Source organism: uncultured Stenotrophomonas sp. (assembly GCF_963519125.1).
Classification (GTDB): domain Bacteria; phylum Pseudomonadota; class Gammaproteobacteria; order Xanthomonadales; family Xanthomonadaceae; genus Stenotrophomonas.
The window spans coordinates 95681-117828 of sequence record NZ_CAUQLJ010000009.1 but is presented as its reverse complement, the minus strand read 5'-3'; the positions used below and the strand labels follow the sequence as shown (position 1 = coordinate 117828).

Annotated in this window: 24 protein-coding genes; 13 read left to right on the top strand and 11 right to left on the bottom strand. The window is 65.5% G+C overall.

The features are described from left to right. The first annotated feature begins 72 nt into the window (after nucleotides 1-72). From RYM47_RS09800 to RYM47_RS09790, 3 genes are all read left to right on the top strand, one after another. The gene (locus RYM47_RS09800; RefSeq protein WP_315387547.1) at nucleotides 73-852 is read left to right on the top strand and encodes a hypothetical protein; all 780 of its coding nucleotides are present in this window, start codon (nucleotides 73-75) and stop codon (nucleotides 850-852) included. A 63-nt stretch (nucleotides 853-915) separates the two neighbouring features. Next, nucleotides 916-1767: a hypothetical protein gene (locus RYM47_RS09795; RefSeq protein WP_315387545.1), complete on the top strand. Its 852-nt coding sequence runs from the start codon at nucleotides 916-918 to the stop codon at nucleotides 1765-1767. Between the two features lie 103 nt (nucleotides 1768-1870). Next, a complete protein-coding gene (locus RYM47_RS09790; RefSeq protein ID WP_315387544.1) occupies nucleotides 1871-2731 on the top strand; it encodes a hypothetical protein in 861 nt (286 codons plus the stop codon). A gap of 206 nt (nucleotides 2732-2937) precedes the next feature. Here RYM47_RS09790 and RYM47_RS09785 read toward each other — a convergent pair whose 3' ends face one another. Beyond that, a complete protein-coding gene (locus RYM47_RS09785; protein ID WP_315387542.1) occupies nucleotides 2938-3153 on the bottom strand; it encodes a hypothetical protein in 216 nt (71 codons plus the stop codon). Between the two features lie 181 nt (nucleotides 3154-3334). Here RYM47_RS09785 and RYM47_RS09780 point away from each other — a divergent pair, with 181 nt between their 5' ends. Then, a complete protein-coding gene (locus RYM47_RS09780) occupies nucleotides 3335-4477 on the top strand; it encodes a YncE family protein (RefSeq protein ID WP_315387540.1) in 1143 nt (380 codons plus the stop codon). A gap of 225 nt (nucleotides 4478-4702) precedes the next feature. Here the strand turns inward: RYM47_RS09780 and RYM47_RS09775 are convergent, their stop codons facing one another. Next, nucleotides 4703-5782 carry a S41 family peptidase gene (locus RYM47_RS09775; protein ID WP_315387539.1) on the bottom strand — a complete coding sequence of 360 codons (1080 nt, stop codon included), beginning with the start codon at nucleotides 5780-5782 and terminating at the stop codon, nucleotides 4703-4705. Nucleotides 5783-5986: 204 nt separating this feature from the next. Next, complete coding sequence (locus RYM47_RS09770) at nucleotides 5987-6976, bottom strand: MDR family oxidoreductase (RefSeq protein ID WP_315387538.1); 990 nt, start codon at nucleotides 6974-6976, stop codon at nucleotides 5987-5989. Nucleotides 6977-7084: 108 nt separating this feature from the next. On the opposite strand from RYM47_RS09770, the gene RYM47_RS09765 reads away from it, so the two are divergent. From RYM47_RS09765 to RYM47_RS09745, 5 genes are all read left to right on the top strand, one after another. Beyond that, on the top strand, nucleotides 7085-7444 hold the full coding sequence (locus RYM47_RS09765) for a helix-turn-helix domain-containing protein (RefSeq protein WP_315387537.1): 360 nt from the start codon (nucleotides 7085-7087) through the stop codon (nucleotides 7442-7444). A 108-nt stretch (nucleotides 7445-7552) separates the two neighbouring features. Beyond that, nucleotides 7553-8197 (top strand): hypothetical protein, encoded by a 645-nt coding sequence (locus RYM47_RS09760; RefSeq protein WP_315387536.1) that lies wholly within the window; start codon nucleotides 7553-7555, stop codon nucleotides 8195-8197. Between the two features lie 3 nt (nucleotides 8198-8200). Further along, nucleotides 8201-9145: an XVIPCD domain-containing protein gene (locus tag RYM47_RS09755; protein WP_315387535.1), complete on the top strand. Its 945-nt coding sequence runs from the start codon at nucleotides 8201-8203 to the stop codon at nucleotides 9143-9145. A gap of 125 nt (nucleotides 9146-9270) precedes the next feature. Further along, a complete protein-coding gene (locus RYM47_RS09750; protein ID WP_315387534.1) occupies nucleotides 9271-10083 on the top strand; it encodes an alpha/beta hydrolase in 813 nt (270 codons plus the stop codon). Between the two features lie 9 nt (nucleotides 10084-10092). Then, nucleotides 10093-10266, top strand: coding sequence for a hypothetical protein (locus RYM47_RS09745; protein WP_172448155.1), 174 nt, complete (start codon nucleotides 10093-10095; stop codon nucleotides 10264-10266). A gap of 75 nt (nucleotides 10267-10341) precedes the next feature. Here the strand turns inward: RYM47_RS09745 and RYM47_RS09740 are convergent, their stop codons facing one another. Both RYM47_RS09740 and RYM47_RS09735 read right to left on the bottom strand, forming a co-directional pair. Further along, entirely contained in the window at nucleotides 10342-11271 is a 930-nt protein-coding gene (locus RYM47_RS09740; RefSeq protein WP_315387533.1) for a GAF domain-containing protein, read from the bottom strand. Between the two features lie 112 nt (nucleotides 11272-11383). Further along, a complete protein-coding gene (locus RYM47_RS09735; protein WP_315387531.1) occupies nucleotides 11384-12226 on the bottom strand; it encodes an MnmC family methyltransferase in 843 nt (280 codons plus the stop codon). A 225-nt stretch (nucleotides 12227-12451) separates the two neighbouring features. On the opposite strand from RYM47_RS09735, the gene RYM47_RS09730 reads away from it, so the two are divergent. Further along, nucleotides 12452-12937, top strand: coding sequence for a transposase (locus RYM47_RS09730; RefSeq protein WP_315387529.1), 486 nt, complete (start codon nucleotides 12452-12454; stop codon nucleotides 12935-12937). A 273-nt stretch (nucleotides 12938-13210) separates the two neighbouring features. On the opposite strand, the gene RYM47_RS09725 is transcribed toward RYM47_RS09730, so the two are convergent. Then, nucleotides 13211-13636 (bottom strand): hypothetical protein, encoded by a 426-nt coding sequence (locus tag RYM47_RS09725; RefSeq protein ID WP_315387527.1) that lies wholly within the window; start codon nucleotides 13634-13636, stop codon nucleotides 13211-13213. A 112-nt stretch (nucleotides 13637-13748) separates the two neighbouring features. Here RYM47_RS09725 and RYM47_RS09720 point away from each other — a divergent pair, with 112 nt between their 5' ends. Further along, entirely contained in the window at nucleotides 13749-14090 is a 342-nt protein-coding gene (locus RYM47_RS09720) for a hypothetical protein (protein WP_315387525.1), read from the top strand. 13 nt (nucleotides 14091-14103) lie between these two features. Here RYM47_RS09720 and RYM47_RS09715 read toward each other — a convergent pair whose 3' ends face one another. Beyond that, a complete protein-coding gene (locus tag RYM47_RS09715; RefSeq protein WP_315387524.1) occupies nucleotides 14104-15177 on the bottom strand; it encodes a cation diffusion facilitator family transporter in 1074 nt (357 codons plus the stop codon). Between the two features lie 51 nt (nucleotides 15178-15228). Between RYM47_RS09715 and RYM47_RS09710 the strand changes: the two genes are divergently transcribed. Further along, nucleotides 15229-15504: a metal-sensing transcriptional repressor gene (locus RYM47_RS09710; protein WP_311183703.1), complete on the top strand. Its 276-nt coding sequence runs from the start codon at nucleotides 15229-15231 to the stop codon at nucleotides 15502-15504. A 91-nt stretch (nucleotides 15505-15595) separates the two neighbouring features. Here RYM47_RS09710 and RYM47_RS09705 read toward each other — a convergent pair whose 3' ends face one another. The 3 genes from RYM47_RS09705 to RYM47_RS09695 all read right to left on the bottom strand — a co-directional run bounded on the left by RYM47_RS09705 (nucleotide 15596) and on the right by RYM47_RS09695 (nucleotide 19525). Further along, a complete protein-coding gene (locus RYM47_RS09705; protein WP_102946574.1) occupies nucleotides 15596-15967 on the bottom strand; it encodes a MerC family mercury resistance protein in 372 nt (123 codons plus the stop codon). A gap of 170 nt (nucleotides 15968-16137) precedes the next feature. Next, nucleotides 16138-17748 carry an ABC-F family ATP-binding cassette domain-containing protein gene (locus tag RYM47_RS09700; RefSeq protein ID WP_315387523.1) on the bottom strand — a complete coding sequence of 537 codons (1611 nt, stop codon included), beginning with the start codon at nucleotides 17746-17748 and terminating at the stop codon, nucleotides 16138-16140. A gap of 175 nt (nucleotides 17749-17923) precedes the next feature. After that, entirely contained in the window at nucleotides 17924-19525 is a 1602-nt protein-coding gene (locus tag RYM47_RS09695; protein ID WP_315387522.1) for an EAL domain-containing protein, read from the bottom strand. 197 nt (nucleotides 19526-19722) lie between these two features. Between RYM47_RS09695 and RYM47_RS09690 the strand changes: the two genes are divergently transcribed. Next, nucleotides 19723-20496: a lytic transglycosylase domain-containing protein gene (locus RYM47_RS09690; protein WP_315387520.1), complete on the top strand. Its 774-nt coding sequence runs from the start codon at nucleotides 19723-19725 to the stop codon at nucleotides 20494-20496. 14 nt (nucleotides 20497-20510) lie between these two features. Here the strand turns inward: RYM47_RS09690 and RYM47_RS09685 are convergent, their stop codons facing one another. Then, a complete protein-coding gene (locus RYM47_RS09685) occupies nucleotides 20511-22022 on the bottom strand; it encodes a tetratricopeptide repeat protein (RefSeq protein WP_315387518.1) in 1512 nt (503 codons plus the stop codon). Nucleotides 22023-22148 lie beyond the last annotated feature (126 nt).

Sequence of the window (22148 nt, the reverse complement as noted above, 5' to 3'; positions counted from 1 at the left end):
GCTCCCCCGCCTGATGTCGCGAGTAAGGCTGCCCAGGACTACCCGGCGCCGTTCCCGCCTGCTGGACCGCGCATGGTGCTCCCCGTTGTTTCATTGGAGCCCTCTGCCCTGGAAAAGAAGGTGGCGGCCTTCCAGGACCTGAAGTCTCGCGCCGAACATGGCGAGCGCGCCGCCCAGCGGGAGTTGGCAGATACCTACGCAACCTGCTTCAGTGCCAGGCGCACCGCAGAAGAGGTGGCGCGTGGAGATGTGCCGGTGCTGTTGTCCATTTCTCCGCCCGATACGGTCGCGGTGGCGCTGCAGATCGTGGCGAAGCGTATCGCGGAGTGCCAGGCCGTCGACGATGGGAACGTATTCCCGTTGATCGACAAGTGGTACGGCGAGGCCGCCCGGAAGGGAGACTTGTTGGCGCAGATGGCGCTCATCGGCAGAGGCGAGCTTATGCCTGATCCGGCTGCCTCCACCCGGCTTGTCCAGCGGGTCATTGCCTCGCGCGATCCGGTCGCTGTGTTCAACATGGGGCACCTCATCCTGAGCGGGCATCCACGTACCGATAAGCTGAAGTACGACAAATACCTGGTGGGTCCCATCTCATCGGTTGCATGGGAGATTACTGCCTGCCGGATGGGGCTCGACTGCGGCCCTGGAAGCACCGTGATGGAGGACGCGTGCCTGTTCTCTGGAAGATGCACTGACCAGACGTACGAGGAGCTCGCACGCTCCACCTATGTGCCACCAGCGGAGTCTGAGTCGCTGGATCAACAGATCGAAGAGATCACGCGCCTGTTCAAGGAGCAGTGCATCCCGCCGCAGACAGAGCGCGATGGAGTCTGTTCGTTGCGGGTAGAGTGACTGGGTCAACAAGGGACGCGCATCGTGGCGAGGAGAGCTGGGGTTTGGTTGGGGGCGGGGGTTGTGGCTGTGCTCGTTGGCCTGGTGCTGTGGCGTCACGTGCCTGCGGCGCAGAGTGGGGCGCTTCGACCGGACGATACGCGTGCTCAGGCCTCGCCGGCAGAGGCGTCGCCCCGTGCTGCATCCGGCGCCCGGCAACTTCAAGCATCGCTTACGCGGGAGCATACGGGGCAGGCGTTCGAGGCCCTGAAGCAGCGCGCTGAAGCCGGCGACGGGGTGGCGCAGCGCTTGCTGGCCGAATCCTATGCCGACTGCTACTTCGTCAATCTCGATCGTGAAGCATTCCTGGGTGGTCTGGACGAGAGGAAGCGCCTGGCCAGTGACAGGGCACAGGTGCGTGTGCTGGAGCAGGCAGCGCGCGAACGCATTGCCCAGTGCGACGCAGTGAATCGCGGCACCCCGCTGGAGCTTGAACTTGCCGCTCGCTGGTATGCCGAGGCCGCCAGGAACGGCGACCTCGCAGCCCGGACAATGGTCCGGGCGCACGATCTGAGGCGTCATGATCCAATTGTGACTGCCCAGCTATTGGAAGAAGTGCTTGCCTCGGGCGACCCTGCGGCCGTCTTCTACTTCGGCAACACGCTTCGGGTGGATGACGCTGCCAATCCTGGCGAGCCCACCGAAGCGCTGGCGACCGGAGAGATGGCAACCTGGGCATGGATGGTGGCGGGGTGTCGCATGGGGTACGACTGCGGGCCAACTGGCCGAGTGATGGTGGGCTTCTGCCTGGAAGGAAATGGTTGCACTGGCGAAGACGCGGAAACCTACGTTCGGAGGGAGCTACCTACCGACGCGGAGAGGGCGGAGCTGGATCGCAGGGTGGGGGAGATTCTGGGGCTGGTTGAGGGGCAGTGAGATCGAGCGCGGGCGGTTACACTCGCGTTGAGCACACGGGGAAGTGGCTGTCATGACAGATGGAGTTGGTGCGAGGAACAGTAAGGCTTGGATCTGGCTGGGAATGGCAGTGGTTGCTGCGATGGTGGGCTTCGTCTTGTGGCATGACGTTCCGGCGGCGCAGCTCGAGCGACCAAGTGTTAAAGCGAAAGCAGCGCAATCGCCAGCCTCTGTTGATGTGCAGACTGATGGGGACGTCATCAGCACCGGCCAAGGGCGCCCCGCAGAAGCAGTCAGGTTGAAGACCTTCGAGGACCTGAAGCGGCGGGCCAGGGCAGGCGATGCCGTGGCCCAGCGTCTGCTCGCAGATACGTACGAGTCTTGCTACATCGCCAACTTCAACCGCGAACACTTCCTCAACTTTGTGGATGTGACTGGCGGAATGATGACCGACCCTGCAGAACTGCGGGGGTTGGAGCGGGCAGCTCGCGAACGTGTCGCACAGTGCGACGTGGTGGATGGCGGCGCCATCGTGCCACTGGAGCTCATTCGTGGCTGGTACGCGCAAGCGGCCGAGAACGGTGACTTGGCCGCCCGTTTGACGGACAACGCCTTGAACAACAAGAGCGTAAGCGCAGCGGAATCTGCCAGCCTGATGGAAGAGGTACTCGGTTCAAACGATCCTGCTGCAGTGTTTGCCATGGGCAGCACGCTGGGACGAAACTTCCCGGCCGGGTTAAGCGGCCCCGCCGAGGAACTGGTGACGGGGGATCAAGCCAGCGAGGCATGGCAGGTAGCTGCCTGCCGCATGGGGTACGAATGTGGACCTTCCAGCGTATTGATGGGAACCATGTGCCTGGCGATGATGGGTTGTGCCAGCGACGATTACGAAGGCGTCGTGAAAAGGCTCCTGAAAAGTGATTTGGAGCGGCGGAACTTGGAGCGCAGGGTCACGGAGATTCTGCGTTCGATGGAAGGTCGGTAAGGAGGAAGCAAGATCATGAATCAGGAAGATACGAGCAAGACGGCAGACAACAGGTACTACACGTTCAGGGTCAGGAGGCGAGACGTGCATGGTCTCGCATTGGTGCTGTCCTTTTGGCTCCTGTGGAGCGAAGGCGCGGAGATCGCCAAGTTCTTTGTCAATCTCTTTGACGCAATAAAGTAGTTCGTGCCTCTTGAGGCCCGTCTTCAGCTGTTCCACACCAACCCAGCCAGCGGCCAGATCGCCTCACTGCGATCCAGATCGTAGTCATTCCCGATCGCCACTGCCGCCTCCCGGGGCTCCAGGTCGTAGTAACTGATCAACAGCCGCTGATCCAGTTCCGGGTCGTGGGCCCTGATGGCAAACAGGCTGCGCATGGCGTCGTTGAGTTCTTCCAGCCAGTCGGCGTCGATCGTGTTCATGGTGTTCCTCCGAAGGGGCTGCAGGATGGCGCAGGGGCGTCTCACAGGCTGGGACGGGCCACCCCTGTTAAGATGTCGGGGCCAGCCAGCCTTCCCACGTCTTTAGACCGTGTGGTTGGCCGCTCCTCCCAGCGGCCACGCGAGCCAGGATCCTTCCTCTGCCTCTCACAAGGACGCTCGCATGCACCCTCGTTCCCTGTTCCGCTCGGCCGCCCTGGCGCTGGCCGTCAGCCTGACCCTTGGCGCCCCGGTTGCCTTTGCTGCCGAAAAGGCCGGCACCACTGCCGCCGCTTCCTCCGTCCAGCGCACCGCCGTGGCCCAGGGCCTGTACGAGCTGGCCTTCAGCCCGACCCAGAACGCGCTGTTTGTGGCCTCCTCGGGCGGGTTCGGCGACGCCGCCGGCCCTTCGCAGGTGCTGCGCCTGAATCCGGATTCGCTGGCCGTTGAAGCCAAGATCCCGCTGGAGCGCAAGGCGTTCGGCGTGGTGCTGGACGACGCTCACAACCGCCTGTACGTGGGCAACACCGTGGACACCTCGGTAACCGTGGTGGATACGGCCACCAACAAGTCTGTCGGCATCGTGCAGCTGATGGAAAAGAAGGTAGGCAAGGACGGCAAGGCCGGCTACACCCACGACCTGCGCGAGCTGGTGGTGGATTCGCCGAACAACCGCCTGTACGTCACCGGCCATTCCGGCGAGGGCAGCGTGCTGTTCGTTGTGGACACGCAGTCGCTGAAGCTGATCAACACCATTCCAGGCCTGGGCAACGCCAAGGCGCCGGGGCTGGCCCTGGATGCGGCCAACAAGCGCGTGCTCACCTCCAACCTGCTGGGTGAAGTGGTCACCGTGGGCACCGAGAGCGGCAAGGTGGAGCAGCGCTTCAACATCAGCGCCGAGCAGCCGATGAACCTGGCGCTGGACCCGAGCGGCAAGCGCCTGTTCGTGACCGACCAGGGCCTGGAGATGATCCGCAAGTACCAGGGCAGCAGCATCCCGGGCTTCGTATCCAAGCACCCGGGCCAGCGCGTGCTGGTGCTGGACCCGAAGACGGGTAAGGAACTGGCGAGCATTGCTACCGATGCGGGCCCGCTGGGGCTGCTGCTGGATGCGCCGCGCAAGCGTTTGTACGTGACCAACCGGGAAGCCGGTACGGTCACTGCGTATGACAGTGAGAGCTACAAGCAGGTGGGTACGTATGACGTGCCGACCCACCCGAACAGCTTGGCGCTGGATGCGAAGAAGAACGTCCTGTATGTGACCATCAAGAATGGGGACAAGGACGAGAAGGAGAGTGAGGAGTCTGTGGCGCGGATTGCGCTTTAAGGGCGACTGACTTCGGATGCCCGGCGGCTCTGTTGGTTGCCGGGCATCGCCAGACAGGATGCGCGTGGCGTGTCCCTACGCATGGGGCATTGTCTGACAGGACACGCATGGCGTGTCCCTACGCGTAGTGACACGCCATGCGTGTCATCTCGGACCAAACGACCTCCATAACATTAATTTCGACCGTAACAGCACCCAGTGTTACGGTGAAATCGAACGTTATGGTCAGGTTCTCCGGAAGGCCTTGCAGCTTGGCTGCTCAATCAACCAGCTGCGCGCGGCCTTCGTGGCGTCTTCCGTGTCGCCTACGGTTACGTCCGGCTTGAGCTTCCCGCCATCTCCTCTCAAGTTCCGATCAACCGCAACCGAGCCGGTGAGCAGCAGCATGCCGCCGTCCGGCAGGTGCATTGGCATGTTGGCCGTGGAATACCCGGCGGTCGGTTGCCCGAAGCTGCGGGTGGCCGGTCGTCCCCTGAAAGCCAAGGCAAGCATTTCTCCGGAACTCCCTGTGTCCGGGCCCATGAGGACTGCCACGGGTGGAGCGGGATGCCTCAGTACATAGGCCGGAGCATCCAACTCCACTGGCGCGCGGGTACCCTGGAGGACACGACCGGATTGGATGCTCCAGATCTGTTTCATTGCTCCAGTGTCGAACGCGCCAATGATTTCCTTCCGCTTTGGATCCGTCGAAAGAAGCGGTGCTACCCCCACCAACATGGGCCACATGCTGCCGCCATGATTCGCACGGAGGTCTACGATCCAGCCGCAACGGTTGATCGCATCTTCAGCTTTGAGTTGCGATTGCAGGAGTCGTGCGAAGGTGACCTTCTGCTGATTCCGCACGGAACTGGGCGCCGTTGAGTCTTCTTTAAAGTATGGGACGGATATCCAGCCGATGGGGTCTGCTTGACCATACTCATCTTGGCGCGGACCGGACGCGGTTGCAGCCACACTCGGACGCCGTAGCTGCTCGGGTCTCGCAAGCCGCTGCATGCGTCCAGCTGGGGTGGACATCGCCGATGCGCGGATCCAGAGGCCGTGCTTGCCTGTGCTGCGCGCGATGAGCTGGTCGACAAGCTTGTCGGCTTCGGCGGTGTCGTTGGTTAGTTGGAGCTGTTTGCGGGCCGCGGGCCAGTCGACCTGGTCGCGATAGAGAGCGCCTCGTTCGAGCAGGTGCAGGATCTCTTGGCGAACGTCTGGGGGTTGGCCCGCCGGCTGGGATGAAGCGGCCAGGGACGGGAATGCGAGGGCTGCTGTCAGGGCTGCGGTGGTTCCAAGTACTGCTAGTCCTTTAGCGGTTGTCACCTGTTGTGCTCCTTGGTTGCCTGGGTTGCTGCTGCGCCTTCGTTGGTGTTCATGCCCTACCGGGTGTTGCGGTGTTACGTGCAGTCGACTGGGGTGCGACTCTACCGGTGGCCTGTCTGGTTTCCCGAGTGACGTCGGGCACCCGGTGGGGCGCCCGACTAGAGTGTTCTACCCGCTGATCGCGCCGATCTTACGGCCAAATGCTCAGGCGTTTACATCCACGACCAGTCGGCCGCGTACTTTGCCTTCTAGGAAGTCCGGGAACACCTCGAGCACCTTCTCCAGCCCAATCACTTCCACCGTGCTGGCGAGCTTCCCAAGATCCAGATCGGTAGCAAGCCGCTTCCACGCTTCCGCACGTACTTCATGCGGCGCCTGCACCGAATCGATGCCGGCGAGAGTCACGTTGCGCAGGATGAAGGGCAGCACGGAAGTAGTCAGATCAGTGCCCTGCGCCAGTCCGGCTGCGGCCACCACGCCACGGTACTTGGTCTGCGCCAGTGCATTGGCCAGGGTGTGGCTTCCAGCCACGTCCACCACGCCTGCCCAGCGCTCGGCGTCCAGTCCTCGCGTGCGCGGCGCGGCCAGCGTGGTGCGGTCGATGAGTTCGTCGGCGCCCAGGTCCTTCAGGTACTGCGCGTGCTCGGGGCGGCCGGTGGAGGCCACGGTGCGGTAGCCGAGCTTGGAAAGGATGGCCAGCGCGATGGAGCCCACGCCGCCGTTGGCGCCCGTCACCAGGATGTCGCCGTGCTCCGGCTTCACGCCGCCGTGTTCCAGCGCCAGCACGCACAGCATGGCGGTGTAGCCGGCGGTGCCGATGGCCATGGCGTCCTTGCTGCTGATGCTGTCGGGCAGCTTCACCAGCCACTCGCCAGGTACGCGCGCGCGCTGGGCCAGGCCGCCGTGGTGGGTCTGGCTCAGGCCGTAGCCGTTGAGCACCACGCGGTCGCCCTTGTGGAAGCCGGCGTTGGTGGACTCGAGCACGGTGCCGGCCAGGTCGATGCCGGGAATGAGCGGGAAGTTGCGGATCACCGGCGAGCGATTGGTCATCGCCAGCGAGTCTTTGTAGTTCAGGGTGGAGTACTCCACCTGCACCAGGACGTCGCCATCGTGCAGGTCTACTTCGTCGAAGCTCACCAGCTGGGTGGAAACCTTGTCGCCATCTTTGCTGGCCAGCAGGGCGTTGAATGTCATGGGCGTGCCTCACCGTTGGGGGTATGACGTGCATGCTATGGTCGTACCGTGGTTGCCACAAGAACTATGCATTTCCATAGCTACTACGGTTTTCAGGAGTATCCAGCAATGGCGCGGCGCGTGTATGGCAAGACCGGTTGCAGCGTAGAGGCCACGCTCTCGGTGATGGGCGGCACGTGGAAGCCGGTGATCCTGTTTTATCTGGTGCCGGGCACCAAACGGTTCATGGAACTGACCCGGCTGATTCCCAATGCAACCCAGTCGATGCTGACCAGCCAGCTGCGCGAGCTGGAGGCCGACGGCGTGGTGGTGCGGCATGTGTACCCGGAGGTGCCGCCGAAGGTGGAGTATCGGCTTTCGGACCTGGGGCAGACGCTGGTGCCGGTGCTGCTGGCGATGCGGGACTGGGGGACTGCGTATAAGAAGATGAATCGGGAGAAGGCGGCGGAGGACGAGGAGGAATTGTGACCTGTCGCATAGCTTGGGGTAGGGATTTCCCTATTTTCCGGGCCTTGTGCGTCTTCCAGGCGCTCCCAGAGATACGATCGGCCCTATCAGCTAGAGACGTGATCAATGATGCCAAAGGCACGTACTTCCATCCTGTTGGGCGCCCTGACGCTTTTCACCGCAGTGAGCCTCGCAGGTTGCGGTCGCGCGGAGCAACCTGTGCTGCCCGAACCGCAGGCCGCCAAGGAGAATGCAGCGATGCGCACCGAAGCTCCGCTAATCCGACCTGTGGTCCTGGACAAGGCTGGCGAGGTGGTGAACCTGGAATTCGAGCTTCCCCCACCCATTGAAAATGCCTCCTCCACACTGTTGCTGGGGTTGCGCGTAGTAGCGCCGGACGCGGAGACGGGGATCAAACGGTCGAGCGAGATCATTCGCTCCCAGCTCTCAGCGCGGGTACGCCTGCTGCGCATTGAGGAAGGCTCCATCACCCAGGTGCCGCTGTTCGGGAACACGCCGGACTTGAAGGATCGGGTAGCTGTCGGTGTGGATGGCATCGTCCCGGGTGTGACGTCATCGGATGTCGAACGCACCCAGCTCGGTGCAATGGGGCTGACCGATGACGCGCTGTTCTACGACGTGATGTTGCTGGCCGGCGTGCAGGATGCCCAGCCAGGACATTACAGACTGACCGTGGAGCTGCAGGGCGACCATCCCCAGCTGGGCCCGGAACCTGTTGAGCTGCTGATCGCTTACATGGAAAAGGGGAAGTAACCCATGGCAAAGGAAGCGCCTTACACGGTGACGGTGTACGTGGCAGCGCCGGGCACTCCGCTCAAGAACGGTGGGACCTCCGCTGCGGGGCATATGTATCTGTCGGTGTCTCACGAAGGCGAAACGCGTAGCTTCGGTTTTGCCCCTGCGGTACATGGTGCAAGCAGTGGGCCAGGTGCTGTGACCGGCGGAGATGTAACCAACTACAGCAATCCGTTTTATGCGCGGACGATGGAGATCTCCCGGGAGCAGTACGACAAGATCATCGCCTATGGAACCCAACCACAGAAGCATGGGTTCAACCAGGAGTACAACGGGTTCTCCAACAGCTGCATCGACTTCACGTGGGGCGCGCTCAACCACGCGGGCATCCACCGTCAGGTCCTATCACGGCAGGACACCACGTTCGAAGGCGCGCTCAAGCCGCTGGACAACAAGCGTGAGATCAAGAGCATCCAAGCGCCGTTCCCCAACAGCGAACTCAACCACGAGGTTGATCATCCGATGCCGAAGCGGACGTTCGGGCAATGGTGGATTTCGGACAACGAGCAGCGCGATCCGATGCATGAGCAGATTCGGGAAAAAGTCGCCGAGCTGGATGCTGCGAATGGTCGGTCATTTGATCCAACCAGTGAGCGCATCAGTGCCAGCCTGCTCGTGCTGGCCAAGGAGAATGGGTTGTCTCGTGTGGACCACGTGGCGCTGAGCGAGCGCACCGCGAATGCCGCTGCGGCGGAGAACATCTTCGTGGTGCAGGGGGAGCTTGGCGACCCTGCTCATCTGCGGGCCGCCATGCCGACGGCGTTGGCCGCACAGACGCCGGTGGAGGCGTCGCTCGAGCGCAGCGAGCAGCTGGCCGGTGCCCATCAGCTCTCGCAACAACAACTGGTGGCGCAGACCGAGCAGAACCAGGCGCAGGAGCGTGAGGCCGCTGTCCACCGGATGTGATGGGTGGTTGTGTGCGCCTCACGGGTGTGCACGGCGTGTCATCGTGACACGGAAAAAGTTCACGGCCCGCGTCTGCTCCGCTCCTTAGCATCGGCCACTCCAAACAACAGAAGTCGGAGTTGCCCATGACTGCATCACGCGTTCGCCTGCACGTTGAAGACACCGGCGGTACCGGTCGCCCGGTGGTGCTGATCCACGGCTGGCCGCTTTCGGCCGAGTCCTGGAAGGCGCAGGTGCCGGTGCTGAAGGCGGCGGGGTATCGGGTGGTGGCGTATGACCGTCGCGGCTTCGGACGCTCGGACAAGCCGGCGGATGGCTACGAGTACGACACGCTGGCCGACGATCTGGCCGGGGTGCTCAATGACCTGGACTTGCGCGATGCCACGCTGGTGGGGTTCTCGATGGGCGGTGGCGAGGTGGCGCGTTACATCGCGCGGCATGGCGAACAGCGCCTGCGTAGCGTGATGTTCGCCGCTGCGGTGCCGCCGTACATGCTGAAGACCGCAGACAACCCCGAAGGGCCGCTCACCGAGGAGAAGGCCGAGCAGATGCGGCTGGGGCTGCAGAACCATCGGGATGAGTTCTTCGATGGATTCACCACTGATTTCTTCAGCGCCAAGGGTGAGCTGAAGGTCACCGAGAAGCAGCGACAAGAGGCGATTGCGCTCTGCAAGCAGTCTGACCAGACGGCTGCGCTGGGGTGCATGAAGGCATTCGGTACTACGGATTTCCGCGAGGATCTGAAGAAGGTGACGGTGCCCACGCTGGTGCTGCATGGTGACAGCGATGGTACGGTGCCGTTTGAAGGGTCTGGTGCGCGTACGCGTGCGGCGATCAAGCACAGTGAGCTTTCGTTGATTGAGGATGCGCCGCATGGGTGTAATGCGAGTCATCCGGAGCAGTTCAATGCGGCGTTGGTTGCGTTCTTGGCAAGGTGAGGAGTTGGGATGAGGAAGACGGCCAAGCCACCCTGGGAGAAGCCCAATCCCAAAGGGAAGAAGGGGCAGCCGCTTTCTGCTTCGCAGAAGGAGGCGGCGAAGCAGCGTGCTGATGAGAATGGGCGCGCCTACCCCAATCTGGTCGATAACATGTGGGCGAAGAAGTTGCCGCGCGGGGATTGATTGACCGCTTGGCACATATGACAACGGCGCGGTGAGTGTTCACCGCGCCGTTGTTGCAACTGTGTCGCAGTGGGATCAGCGCAAGGTGTCTTTGGCAGCACTCAGGGCCTGGTCGGCGCGGAGGAACACGGCGGTGGTGGATTCACCGGTGCTGGTGGACGCCGCGCCCAGCAGCAGGGTGGCGCCAGCATTCTGGTTGGCTTCGCGGGCGACCTGCTTGAAGCGGGTGAGGGTCTCTTCGACATCGCTGCTGCCGAGCACTGCGATGAACTCGCCACTGCCGCTGACGCGGTTGATGCTGTCGCCACGATCGGATTGCAGGCACTGCTCCAGTGCCTGGTCGAGCTGCTGCAGCTGGCGGTCCAGGCCGCGCTCGCCGAGGCGCTGGGCCAGCTCGCTGAGGTCCTGCAGCTCCAGGATCACCACGCTGTAGGCACCGGCGGCGTCGGGCGCGGCGGCGGCTTCTTCGGCCACGCCGTGGTCCAGGATGGACGCCACCTGCTGGTCACGCTCGCGGCTGCGGCCTTCCATCAGGGTCATGGTCAGGCGGGCCAGTGCTTGCAGGGCTTCGCGCTGGGTGGTGCTGAGCTCGCGCGGGTTGAGGTCCACCACGCACACGCTGCCCACGGCGGCGCCGCTTTCGGTCACCAGCGGCATGCCGGCGTAGAAGCGGGCGCCGATGTCCTTGAGCACGGGGTTGTCGGCAAAGCGCGCGTCCTGGCTGAGGTCGCCTACTTCCATTAGCTGGGTCGGCTGGCGAATGGCGTGGTCGCACACGGCCACATTGCGTTCGGTCTGGATGCCGTCCAGCCCGGTGCGGGCCTTGAACCACTGGCGGTCGCGGTCAATGAGGGTCACCAGCGCCATCGGGGTGCCGCAGACGGCGGCGGCCACTTTCACGATGTCGTCGTAGGCCGGTTCGGGCAGGCTGCCCACGATATGCAGCGCATCGAGGGCGCGCTGGCGTTCGGCTTCGTCGAAGGTGGCGGTGGGGCTTGCGGTCATGCAGTTACCTGTAGCGGGTGGACATGGCGCTAGGGTAGGGCAGCTCCAGGGTGTTCAGGTTAAGCTCGGGTGGAGGCGGTCGGGCCGGTTCACGTGGGCGTGCAGTTGCGCCTCAGCGCTTGACCGCGAGCACGCCGTCCAGCGCCAGCTCGGCCTTGAATCCGGCCTTTTCCAGGCGCTTGGCGACCTCGCGCGGCACGTCGCGGCCGCTGGTGAGCTTGTTGGGGGCGCCGGTGTAATGGAACATGCGCCCGCCCTTGCGGATCACCCGCGCCAGCTGGTCGTAAAACACCTGCGAGTACAGTTCGCCGGCAATGCCGAAGCGCGGCGGGTCGTGCAGGATCGCGTCCACGGAGCTGGTCTCAAGGCCTTCGATGGCCTGCGAGACGTCGCCGTGGGTCAACGACAGGCGGCCACCGCTGCTGGCGGCGTCCGGGTCAGGCGACCACGGGTTGAGGGTGCGCAGCCACAGCACGTCCGGGTTCTTTTCGAATGACTGGATGCGGGAGACGCCGGCCTCCAGACAGCAGGCGGCGAAGTAGCCGAGCCCGCCGCAGGTGTCGAGCACGGTCTTGCCGGCCGGGGCCACCAGCGCCACCTTGCGGCGCGCGTCTTCGTAGGGCGACACCTGTGCGCTGGGCAGCATCTTGATGCCGTCGATCTCGAAGGTGGGGGCGTCCCAGTCGGTGGGCACCAGCTTGATCAGCGCCGAGCCGAACCGCGACACCGCCAGGAATTCCTCGCCGTCCCAGTAGTACAGGGTGCGGTCCTTGGTCTTGCCCGGGTAGGCGTAGGTCTCGCCCTTCCACTGCCAGCTGTCCTGGCTCAGTAACGCGGTGCCGGTGGAGCGCGCGAGGTCCAGCGAGCCGGTCCATTCGGTGGCACCGGCGTCGCGCGCGCGGACCAGGGCTTCGGCAAGGGGGCGGGTAAGCAGGGGACCGGTGTAATGGGGCACGGGATCAGGCTGGGGCGGGGCGGCAATGGGTGGGCATCGTAACCGAGATGGGCGGAAGGCTGGGTCAGATGGGCGGTTCCGTGAGGTGTTCGAGTGCCGCCAAGTGCGGTGGGATAGCTTGGGCCGTAGGTTGATCCGGTCCTACGGTAGTAAAGGGCGCTTGCTGACGCCTTGGTGCGTTCTGGCCTGATCGTTCGGGTGGGTGCAGGTTTGCACACTGCGGGCATGGGCATTCCACACGACACCTGGCAACCCGGCGGCGCGTACTACTTCAGTGCGCACCTGCGTGATCGCCGCAGCCAGCTGCTGGTGGAGCACGCGCAGGCGCTCGGGCTGGCCTTCAGGGTGGCGCAGCAGGCGCGACCGTTCCGCATCAATGCGATCGTGGTGCTGCCCAATCACCTGCACGGGGTGTGGACGCTGCCGGCGGGTGACGAGGATGGACACCGGCGGTGGCTGCAGATCCAGGCCGTGTTCGATCGCCAGCTGCCTGGCCAGCCGCCGCGTGCGGTGGTGCACCGCGACCGAAGCGTGCGGCCGCTGTGGCACGACGACTTCCGCGAACACCGGTTGCTGGATGCGGAAGACGTGCAGCGGCACGTGGCCTACGTGCATCACAACCCGGTCCGGCATGGGCTGGTGCGCGATGCCTGCGAGTGGCCGTACAGCTCCATTCATCGCAGGCGGGTTGGGGAGGCGGAACCATGCTGACGCTTGGTTGGAACGGGCTTCTCAGCACGCGGTGCACGTGCTGCTTCTTGATGGAACACGGCCATGCGGGGGCATGGCCTGTGGCGCCGTTGCAGGTGGGGAGCACTGCCTGCAGGGCGCGTTACAGGGGACGGGGAATACGGCGAAAGCATCGCCGCTGCATGCATGGGTCACCCCGGGGTTGGGCGCGGAGGGGAACCGCGCCGACGAGGCAACGCCGGCGGCAGTTGCATATTCGTGGATCGCCTAACGAGAGCGCCAGCGATGCGGCGCTCAGGGGCAGTTGACCTGGAACACCGGGCCGGCACCAATGAGGACGAGCGCCATGTAGTCGCTGTCCTTGTCCTTCCCCTTCAAGGTGGCGCCAGGGTTGAAATGGAAAATGCCGAAGCCGCCCGTGGGACGCACCAGCGCCTTGTCGATCTGGTCGGCATCGTCCTTGAAGAAGTGCGCGATGTCCGCGCGCGAAGAGACCTGCAGCGGGCTGCTGTCGCGCTGCCATTGTTCGTCACGGTTGAAGGAGACGAAGTACTGGCCGGCCTGCTGTTCGATGCGGAACTCGGCTGGCTTGCGCGGGTGGGTGGAGAAGCAGCCCAGCAGGGGATCGGAAGAGAACGTGCCGGGACTGGTGTCGCGGTTGCCGCAGGCGGCCAGCAGCAGGGCGCTCGGCAGCAGAAATACCAAAGGCAGTTTACGCATGATGGATTCCCCCCCTGGGAAAGGTGTGGGGACATGGTGCGCCTGTGCCAGGTGAGGGGATGTGCACGGGCGTTGATGGTGTACGGTTGGACCATCACACGGAGCACGTCCCATGTCAGAACACGGCGCAACGCCGCTATCGAATTCCGCCAACCCTGCACCACCAGCTGCGCAAGGGCGCTGGCCGCTGTTGGGGGCGCTCAGTTGGCTGGTGGCGCCCGTTCTTCTGTCGGGTGCCTACGCGGCCGGGCAGGCTTCACCGGAGGTGGCCCGGTTCCTGGTCGGGAGTGCCGGGGTTGCCGTGGGGGTGCTGGCGTCTTCGGTGCTGGGGTTGCTCTGCACGATTGGTTCGCGGGTGCGCGGGGAGCGTTGGCCCTGGGTGGGCATCGTCGGCGCGGTCATCAGCGCGCTGCCGTTGTTGTTGTTCCTGGCGGGGATGCTGTTCCGGTTCTGAGGCCCGCAGCCAGTCAGGCGGCGAGCGGGCGGTGCAGTTCGACCGTGATGTGGACCAGCTCTTCGTGCACGGACAGGGCTTCGCGCAGCTGGTCGGGCGTGACGTCTGAGTCGGTGACCACGCTCGCTACTACAGCGTACTTGCCCCGTCCTACCTGCCACACGTGCAGGTCGGCAAGGTGCGCTGCCCAGGGGCCCTCTTCGATCACTTCGCGTACTTCCTCCACTACCGGCGCGTCCATCTCGGCGTCCAGGAGGATGCGGCCGGTGTCGCGCAGCAGGCCGATCGCCCATACGGTGACCAGTACGGCACCGACCAGGCCCATCAGCGGGTCCAGCCATGCGGCGCCCCACAGCTTTCCGCCGATCAGCGCGACGATGGCGAGGACGGAAGTGGCGGCGTCGGCGATGACGTGCAGGTAGGCCGAGCGCAGGTTGAGGTCTGCAGCGTGGCCGTGTGCGTGGCCGGCGTGAGGTTCGTGGTCGTCCTCGTGATCGTGTGCGATTTGATCTGCGTGACCGTGACCGTGACCGTGACCCTTGCCGTGCCCATGACCATGACTGTGTCCATGTCCATGTCCATGTCCATGTCCATGACCATGACCGTGGCCGTGACTGTGCCCATGCCCTTCACTGTCATGCAGCCACCACGCGCAGATCAGGTTGACGACCAGTCCGACTACGGCAATGGCGATGGCCTGGTTGTAGTGGATGCTACTGGGCGAGAAAAGGCGCTCCGTGGACTGCACGGCCATCAGCAGGGCGACACCAAGCAGGGCGATCGCGCTGGTATAGCCGCCGAGGATTTCGATCTTCCAGGTGCCGAACGCGAAGCGGCCGTCGTGCGCGTAGCGGCGCGCGCAGGCGTAGGCGAATGCCGCCATACCGAGGGCAAGGGCGTGCGAGCTCATGTGCCAGCCGTCGGCGAGGACGGCCATGGAGTTGAACCACCAGCCGCCGACGATCTCGACCACCATCATCACAGTGGTGAGGTACAGGGCCTGGCGGGTGCGGCGTTCGGCCAGCGGGTTGCCGTCGTCGAAACGGTGGCTGTGGCGGCGGGCGTCTGCGGTTGCGGCGAGGGACATGGGGGAACGGAGCCTTGGAAGATACCCCCATAGGGTATATGCTTTGGCCCCATGGCGCATGTTCAATCACAACGTAAGGCTCTGCTGGCACGGGTGCGGCGGATGGCGGGGCAGGTGTCTGCCCTTGAGACGTCGTTGCAGTCGGAGGAGGCCGATTGCACGGACGTGCTGATGCAGGCCTCGGCGGTGCGCGGTGCGGCGCACGCGCTGCTGATGGCGCTGCTGGATGACCACCTGCAGGCGCACGTGGTGTCGCCGGAGGATCCGGAAGAACGGGCGGCGGAAGCGCAGGTTTTGGTGAAGCTGTTGCGCGCCTACGGGCGGTGACGCGGCCGGGGTGGAGCCGGGCCTTGCCCGGCTTTGCTGCAGCCAGTAGATCCCGGTGGCACACGGGCTGCGGCGCAGCAGGGCGCTGCGCTCAATGCCTGTGGCGGCGCCAGGCATTCCAGATGTGGGTGCTCGCGAGCAGCAGGCTGCCGGCCACGGTCATCGGGGTTTCGGCTTCGTGGCTGGGCCAGCCGGCGGCGCCGGCCAGGAGCAACAGCAGACCCGAAGCGGCGCTCACGAGCGCCAGAGCCGGCAATGGATGCTGGACATGCGCGCGCCACAACGCGAACCCGGTGGTCGGCGCGGCGATGGCGACGAACACGATGTGCACCCATTCGGCTTCAGCCCAGACGCCCATCAACGGTAAGGCGGCGGCCAGCAAAGGTAGGGCCAGGCAGTGCAGGAGGCAAAGACTGGACAGGGCAATGGCGCCTGCGTCGAGCAGGGCGGAACTTGGCTTCATGGGCGTGGGGGCCTGGAGCAGATGGTGTTATACAGTAACATTAGATGAAGGGGGCTGCACCGACTGGCGCCGCTGATCTGGATCCGCGCGTGGAACGCTGCGGGTCACCTGCGACCCGCAGTGCTCCCCGCAGCACGCCTTCGGCCAGCGTCACTGCCCACCGGCTTTGCCTAAAGAATCTTCAGCTCCCAACCTTCATCCGCAGCATCCAGCTGGTGGGTCAGGTGCACCGCGTCCAGCAGCGCCTGATCGTGGGACACGATCACCACGCTGCCCCGATACTGGTTAAGCATCTGCTCCAGCGCGGCCAGCGAGGCCAGGTCCAGGTGGTTGCCGGGTTCGTCCAGCAGCAGCAACTGCGGTGGTACCTCGTCATACAGCACCGCACCCAGGGCGGCCTTCATGCGCTCGCCACCGCTCAGGGTGGCGAGCGGGCGCAGGCTGCGTTCGGCGTCCAGTCCAAGCAGGGCCAGCTGGGTGCGCAGGGTGGCGTCGCTGGCCTGCGGGTTCGCGCGCTGCAGCAGTTGCAGCGCCGAGTCCTGCGCAGGCAGTGATGAAAGGGTCTGGTCGAGCAGGGCGGTGCCCGCTGCGCGTTTCACCTCGCCTTCCAGCGGCTCCAGCTCTCCCGCCAACACCCGCAACAGCGTGGACTTGCCGCTGCCATTGCGACCGCGCACGCCTACGCGGTTGCCGCGTTGCAGGTGCAGGTCGAGGTGCTGCCAGCGCGGCTCCACCCACGGCAGCGAAACGCCAGAGAGCGACGCCACCTGCTGTGGGCCAGGCGCGGCCAGCGATGGTCCGAGCATGGCGATCTGCGTGGCCGCGTCCACGCCCGCTGCTGCTTCGCGCACGCGACTGTCGGCGGCCGCGCGCCGTTCGGCGTGCTGTGCCTGCAGGCGGCCCGCACTGTTTTCGGCGCGGTTCTTCATGCCGCCGAGCAGGATCGGCGCCTGGTTGGCGGTGCGTGCGTCGCGCTGCGCGCGCGACTGGCGGTGCTCCTGGCGCTCGCGCTGTTCGCGCAGCGCGTTCTGCTCCTGCCGCCGCTCGCGCTTGCGCAGCGCCAGCTGCGCTTCGGCCGTGGCCTGTTCGTCCAGGCGCTGTGCGGCGTAGTGGTCGTAATTACCACCGTAGCTGCGCAGCCCGCCGGGGCTGAGTTCGACAATGCGCTGCATCTGCCGCAGCAGGGCGCGGTCGTGGCTGATCACGATCAGGCCGCCACGCCACTCCGCCAAGGCGTCGATCAGGCGCTGGCGGTGCGCGCTGTCGAGGTGGTTGCTGGGCTCGTCCAGTACCAGCGCGTCGGCGTCGGAAAGCAGGGCGCCGGCCAGCGCCACCTGCATGGCCTGGCCACCGCTGAGCCGGGACGCCGGCGCGGCCGGGTCCAGCGGCGGCAGGCCAAGCCGCTGCCACTGCGCCTGAAGCTGCTCGCGCAGTGTCCAGCGCTCGCCTACCAGGGTGAAATCATCTGGATCCACGCTGCCTTCTTCAATGCGGTCCAGCGCGTCCAGCACCGGGGCGACACCGGCGAGGTCAGCGATGCGTCCCGGTTGCACGCCACTGTGCTGGGCAAGCAGATGCACTTTGCCATGGCGCTGGATATGGCCGCTGCTGGGCGCACGCTGGCCGGCCAGCAGGCGGCCAAGCACGCTCTTGCCCACGCCATTGCGGCCGACCAGGCCGGTGGGGGTGGTGTCGAACGAAGCGGAAAGATCGGAGAAGAGCACCCGGCCGTCGGGCAGGGTGAGTGTCACGCGGTCGAGCGTGAGAGCGAATGCGGTCATGCGACCTCCAGGAATGCCAAGGACTCCCCCTGCGGACAGGGCGGGAAGGAGACTGGCCGTCAGACGACGGCGGCATTACTGGCGCATGCAGGCACACCTCATTACGGGGGCGGCTGGATGCCGCGCGGCCATTATAGGCACCCGCCGGCGGCGGCCGATGAATGCTGGCCCAGCACTATTCGCTGATGCTGTTGGGGTTCTGCATGTTTTCCGGCGCTTCGCCGTACTGGGTGCGGCGCTGCTCGTGGAAGGCGATGAACTCCGCCGCTGGCAACGGGCGCGAGAACAGCCAGCCCTGCCCGAATTCGACCTGGCGGGACTGCAGGTAGGCCAGCTGCGCGGAGGTCTCAATGCCCTCGGCCACGGTGAACAGTCCGAGCGTGCGGGCCATGTCGATGATGTGCGCGGTGACCGGGCTGGTGGCGCTGTGGGTGCCGATGGAATCGATGAAGGATTTGTCGATCTTCAACGCATCCAGCGGCAGCTGTTGCAGGTACTGCAGGCTGGAATAGCCCACGCCGAAGTCGTCGATCGCCACGCAGTGCCCGGCCCGACGTGCGGCGGCCAGCGAGGTGCGTGCGGACTGGATGTCGAGGATGCCGCGCTCGGTGGCTTCGAGCCAGATCTGCTGCGGATGGATGCCGGTGCCGACCAGCTTGCCGGTCAGCACCTTCAATGCGCGGCCCGTGCTGACATCGCCGGCCGAGAGGTTGATGGCGATATGCGCGCTGCGGTCGTGGAGCAGGAGCTCGCGCATGTCGCTCAGCACCAGGTCCATGACGTGGTCGGTGAGCGGTTCGATCAGGCCGGTTTCTTCGGCGACGGGAATGAACAGGTCCGGCCGTACCTGGGTGCCGTCGGCACGCGTCCAGCGCACCAGGGCTTCGGCGCCCACGCAGATGCCGGTGTCCAGTTCGATGATGGGCTGGTACTCCATGCGGAACTCGCGACGGCGCACTGCGCTGGCCAGCTCGCTGCGCAGCGACAGGCGACGGCGCGAGAACCAGATGCCGGCGGCGATGGCCAGCACCGCGCCGACCGCGCCCAGCGGCAGCAACTGCCAGAACTGCTGCTGGAATGCGGCCACCAGGCCGGTGCGCGGGGCAATGGCGATGGCCAGCCACTCCTGGTCCTGCGCGCTGGCAAACAGGGTGCGCGGCGTATGGCCACTGTGCGGCTCGCGCAGCAGCCGCTGCAGCAGCTCCGGGTCGGCCATGGGTTGCTGGGCGATTACCCGGCCATCCGGCGTGGCCACGGCCAGGCGCACGTTGGTCTCGGCGATGACGTCGACGAAGCGTTCCGGGTCCATCAGGACGTCATGGCCGCCCAGCTGCACCGACAACAGCGTGCCGGGACCGTCGCCGGCGCTGGGGCGCACGCCCAGGGTGATGGATGCGCCATCGGCCGTGATGTGGTCGGGGGTGGGTTCCGGGACCAGCTCGTCCACCGGACCCCAGGAGGTGCAACGCAGCCGGCCTTCGGAGAAATAGCCGACCTGCTCGGCCGAGATGGTCGCCAGCGCCAGGCTGCGCATCAGCCGAACGTGCTCGGGCGAGCAGATGGGCAGCGCAGACTGGTTGAGCTTGCGCAGGGCCAGCAGGCCGCCCTCGTAGGCGCGGTGGGCGCGCTGCAGGGTGCGCTCGGCAGTGCGCTCCAGGCGGTCGGCTTCGGCCACCTGGGCACGGCTCCAGCTCAGGTAGAGCAGCGCCGCCATCGGCAGGATGGCCCCGAGCACGGCGGCTAGCGCGATGGCGGCGATGGTGCTGACGCGCTTCAAGCGGACCTCTCTGCCGGTTCGGGCGTGGGAATGAGCGCTATATGACCATCTGGGCCAGCGGTTTGGAACAGGGCTTTCCGCACAATCCTGTCGGGTTTTCCCCAGTGTCGGCATCAGGGCGCCGAGGCAAGGTGAAGCCGACAGACGTCGCCGGATTCACCTGCGGTTCGCGCCACCGGCAGGATGATCGCGCCACCATGAAACGCCTGCTGCCCGTCGCGTTGGCCCTGCTGCCGCTGCTGATGCCCGGTACGGTCGGGGCGCGCACGGTCTATCGGTGCGTGCAGAACAATACCGTGAGCCTGGCCACCGCACCGGAGCCCGGCTCGAAGTGCAAGGCACAACAGGTGGACGACAACGCGGTGCAGGCCCCCAACCTGTGGGGCAACATGGGGGTGTTCAGTGGCACCCTGTATGAGCGCGAGCAGGAGGGGCAGCTGGTCTATTCCACCCGCAACCTGCCCGGCTCGCGGGTGTTCCTGAAGTTCACCGTGGCCACCCCGCCCGGTGAACCGGCGCACGAAGGCATGGGCAAAATCGGCAAACCACAGCTGAATCGCCACGCAAAGCAGTTCAAGGCGGCCGCGCGCGCCACCGGCGTGGACGATGCCTGGCTGCGCGCGATCGCCCATGCGGAAAGCAACTTCGACGCCGGCGCGGTGTCACCAAAGGGTGCGCAGGGGGTGATGCAGCTGATGCCCGATACCGCCACCGAACTGGGTGTTTCAGACCCGCTCTCGGCCGAGCAGTCGATCAACGGCGGCGCGCGCTATCTGAAAGCACTGCTGACCCGCTACAAGGGCGACCGCACGCTGGCGGCGGCGGCCTACAACGCGGGCATTGGCGCGGTTACCCGTTACAAGGGCGTGCCGCCGTATGCCGAAACGCTCGCCTACGTGGAGAAGGTCAGCACGTTGTATGTGCGTTATCGCGAGGCGATGGGCTTCAAGCCGGAGACGCCGGCGCGCTGACAGCGCCGGCAGGATCAGTAGGCAAACAGCGGATAGGTGGCGATGCGCCCGACCTTGGCTACCGCCGCCTGCACGTCCGCACGCTTCTCCATCTGGTTCCAGCGGTCGTGATAGTCCCGTTCGCCTACCAGCACCGGTCCCTCGCGCATGTCCTGCAGTTCCAGCAGGACCTGGCCGCGCTCCATCGGATCGGCCAGCTGCGCGATCACGGTCTGCGCCGCTTCGTCCATGCGGTTGTCGGTGATCAGGGCGTCGCGGTACTGGCCGGGTGCTGCGGTACGGTTGGCCTGCAGCACCGTCCATGCCCGCTGCGCCGCGGCTTCGTCGTTCAATTGCCGTGCGGTCATCAGCGACACCAGCGCGTGGCTGCTGATGCCGTACACGCTCATGTCGGCCGAATCCAGCTCGCGCAGGACCTCACGCGCCATCATCGGTCGGTGCAGCGCCATGTACAGCGCGGCAAGGTTGAGCTTCTGGCTGACCATGTCGGTGGCGCCAGCCATGCGCACCGCGATCAGCTGGTTGGCCACGGCACGGTCGTTCTCGCCCAGGCGGCGCAGCGCACGGCTGCGGGTGTCCAGCATCCAGCCAATGGAGAAGCCCTCCTCGTCCGGTGCTTCGGTGGCAGCGTTGGCTGCGGCAGCCAGTTGATCGGTCATGCCCACCACGTCGCCCAGTTCGCCCGCAATCATCAGGGCGGTGGCGAGTTCCACGGCGGTCTCGTTGAGGCCCGGCCGCAGCATGGTCTCCACGCGCAGCCTGTCGATCTGCCGGCGCGCGGCGGCCACCGGCTCATGGCGCGCATCGTCGCGCTGCAGGTAGGGGTCGAAGCGCTTGTCGCTGCGGAGCCGCACCAGTGCGATGGGCGCGTCGACGCGCTCCAGCGTGGCCGCCACCCGGTCGCCATGGCCGGCTTCGACCTGCAGCGTTGCCAGCGTGACCCACAGCTCCACCGGCTCCACGCCGTCGTTCTTCCAGCTGCGGTCGAACAGGGCCTGCAACAGCGCCAGGCGCTTTTCAGGCAGGTCCTTCAGCTCGGTATCCAGCTGCCAGACCATGTCGGTGGTGATGTCAGGCGAACCTTCGCTGTCGGCAGCACCGCGGATGACGCTGTCGGCGGCGGCAACGGGTTGCTGGCCGTGCAGCTGGAACCAGGCCAGGCGCAGGCGTGCGTAAGCGTTGCGTGGGTTGATCGCCAGCGCCTGCTGCAGGCGCTGGGTGGCCAGGGTGAAGTCCTTCTGCTCGGCCGCCACCATCGCCGCCGAGGCCCACACGTGGCTGCGTCCTTCCACTGGGAGCGTGGCCAGGCGCGGGTCGGCCAGCAGCCGTTCGAACACGATGGCCGCACCCAGGGTGTCGCCGCGCTCGGCCTGCTGCGCGGCTTCGCCGACCTCCATGTAGAAGGCGCGGTCGCCCTCGGGCAGCGGCGCGGTGGCATCCACGCTTGCAGCAGCAGCGGTGGCCGCCAGCGGGGCGACGCACAGCGACAGCATGAGGGCGAGGGCAATGCCGTTGCGGCAGGTCATGCGGTGCGTCCTTCCTTGGCTTGGACCTTGATTGAAACCGGAACGCGGGTTCCAGACAAGTCGCGGCGCGCGCACGCGGGGTTTGCACGCGCACATACACCGGCTAAGGTCATGGCCCGAACGGCA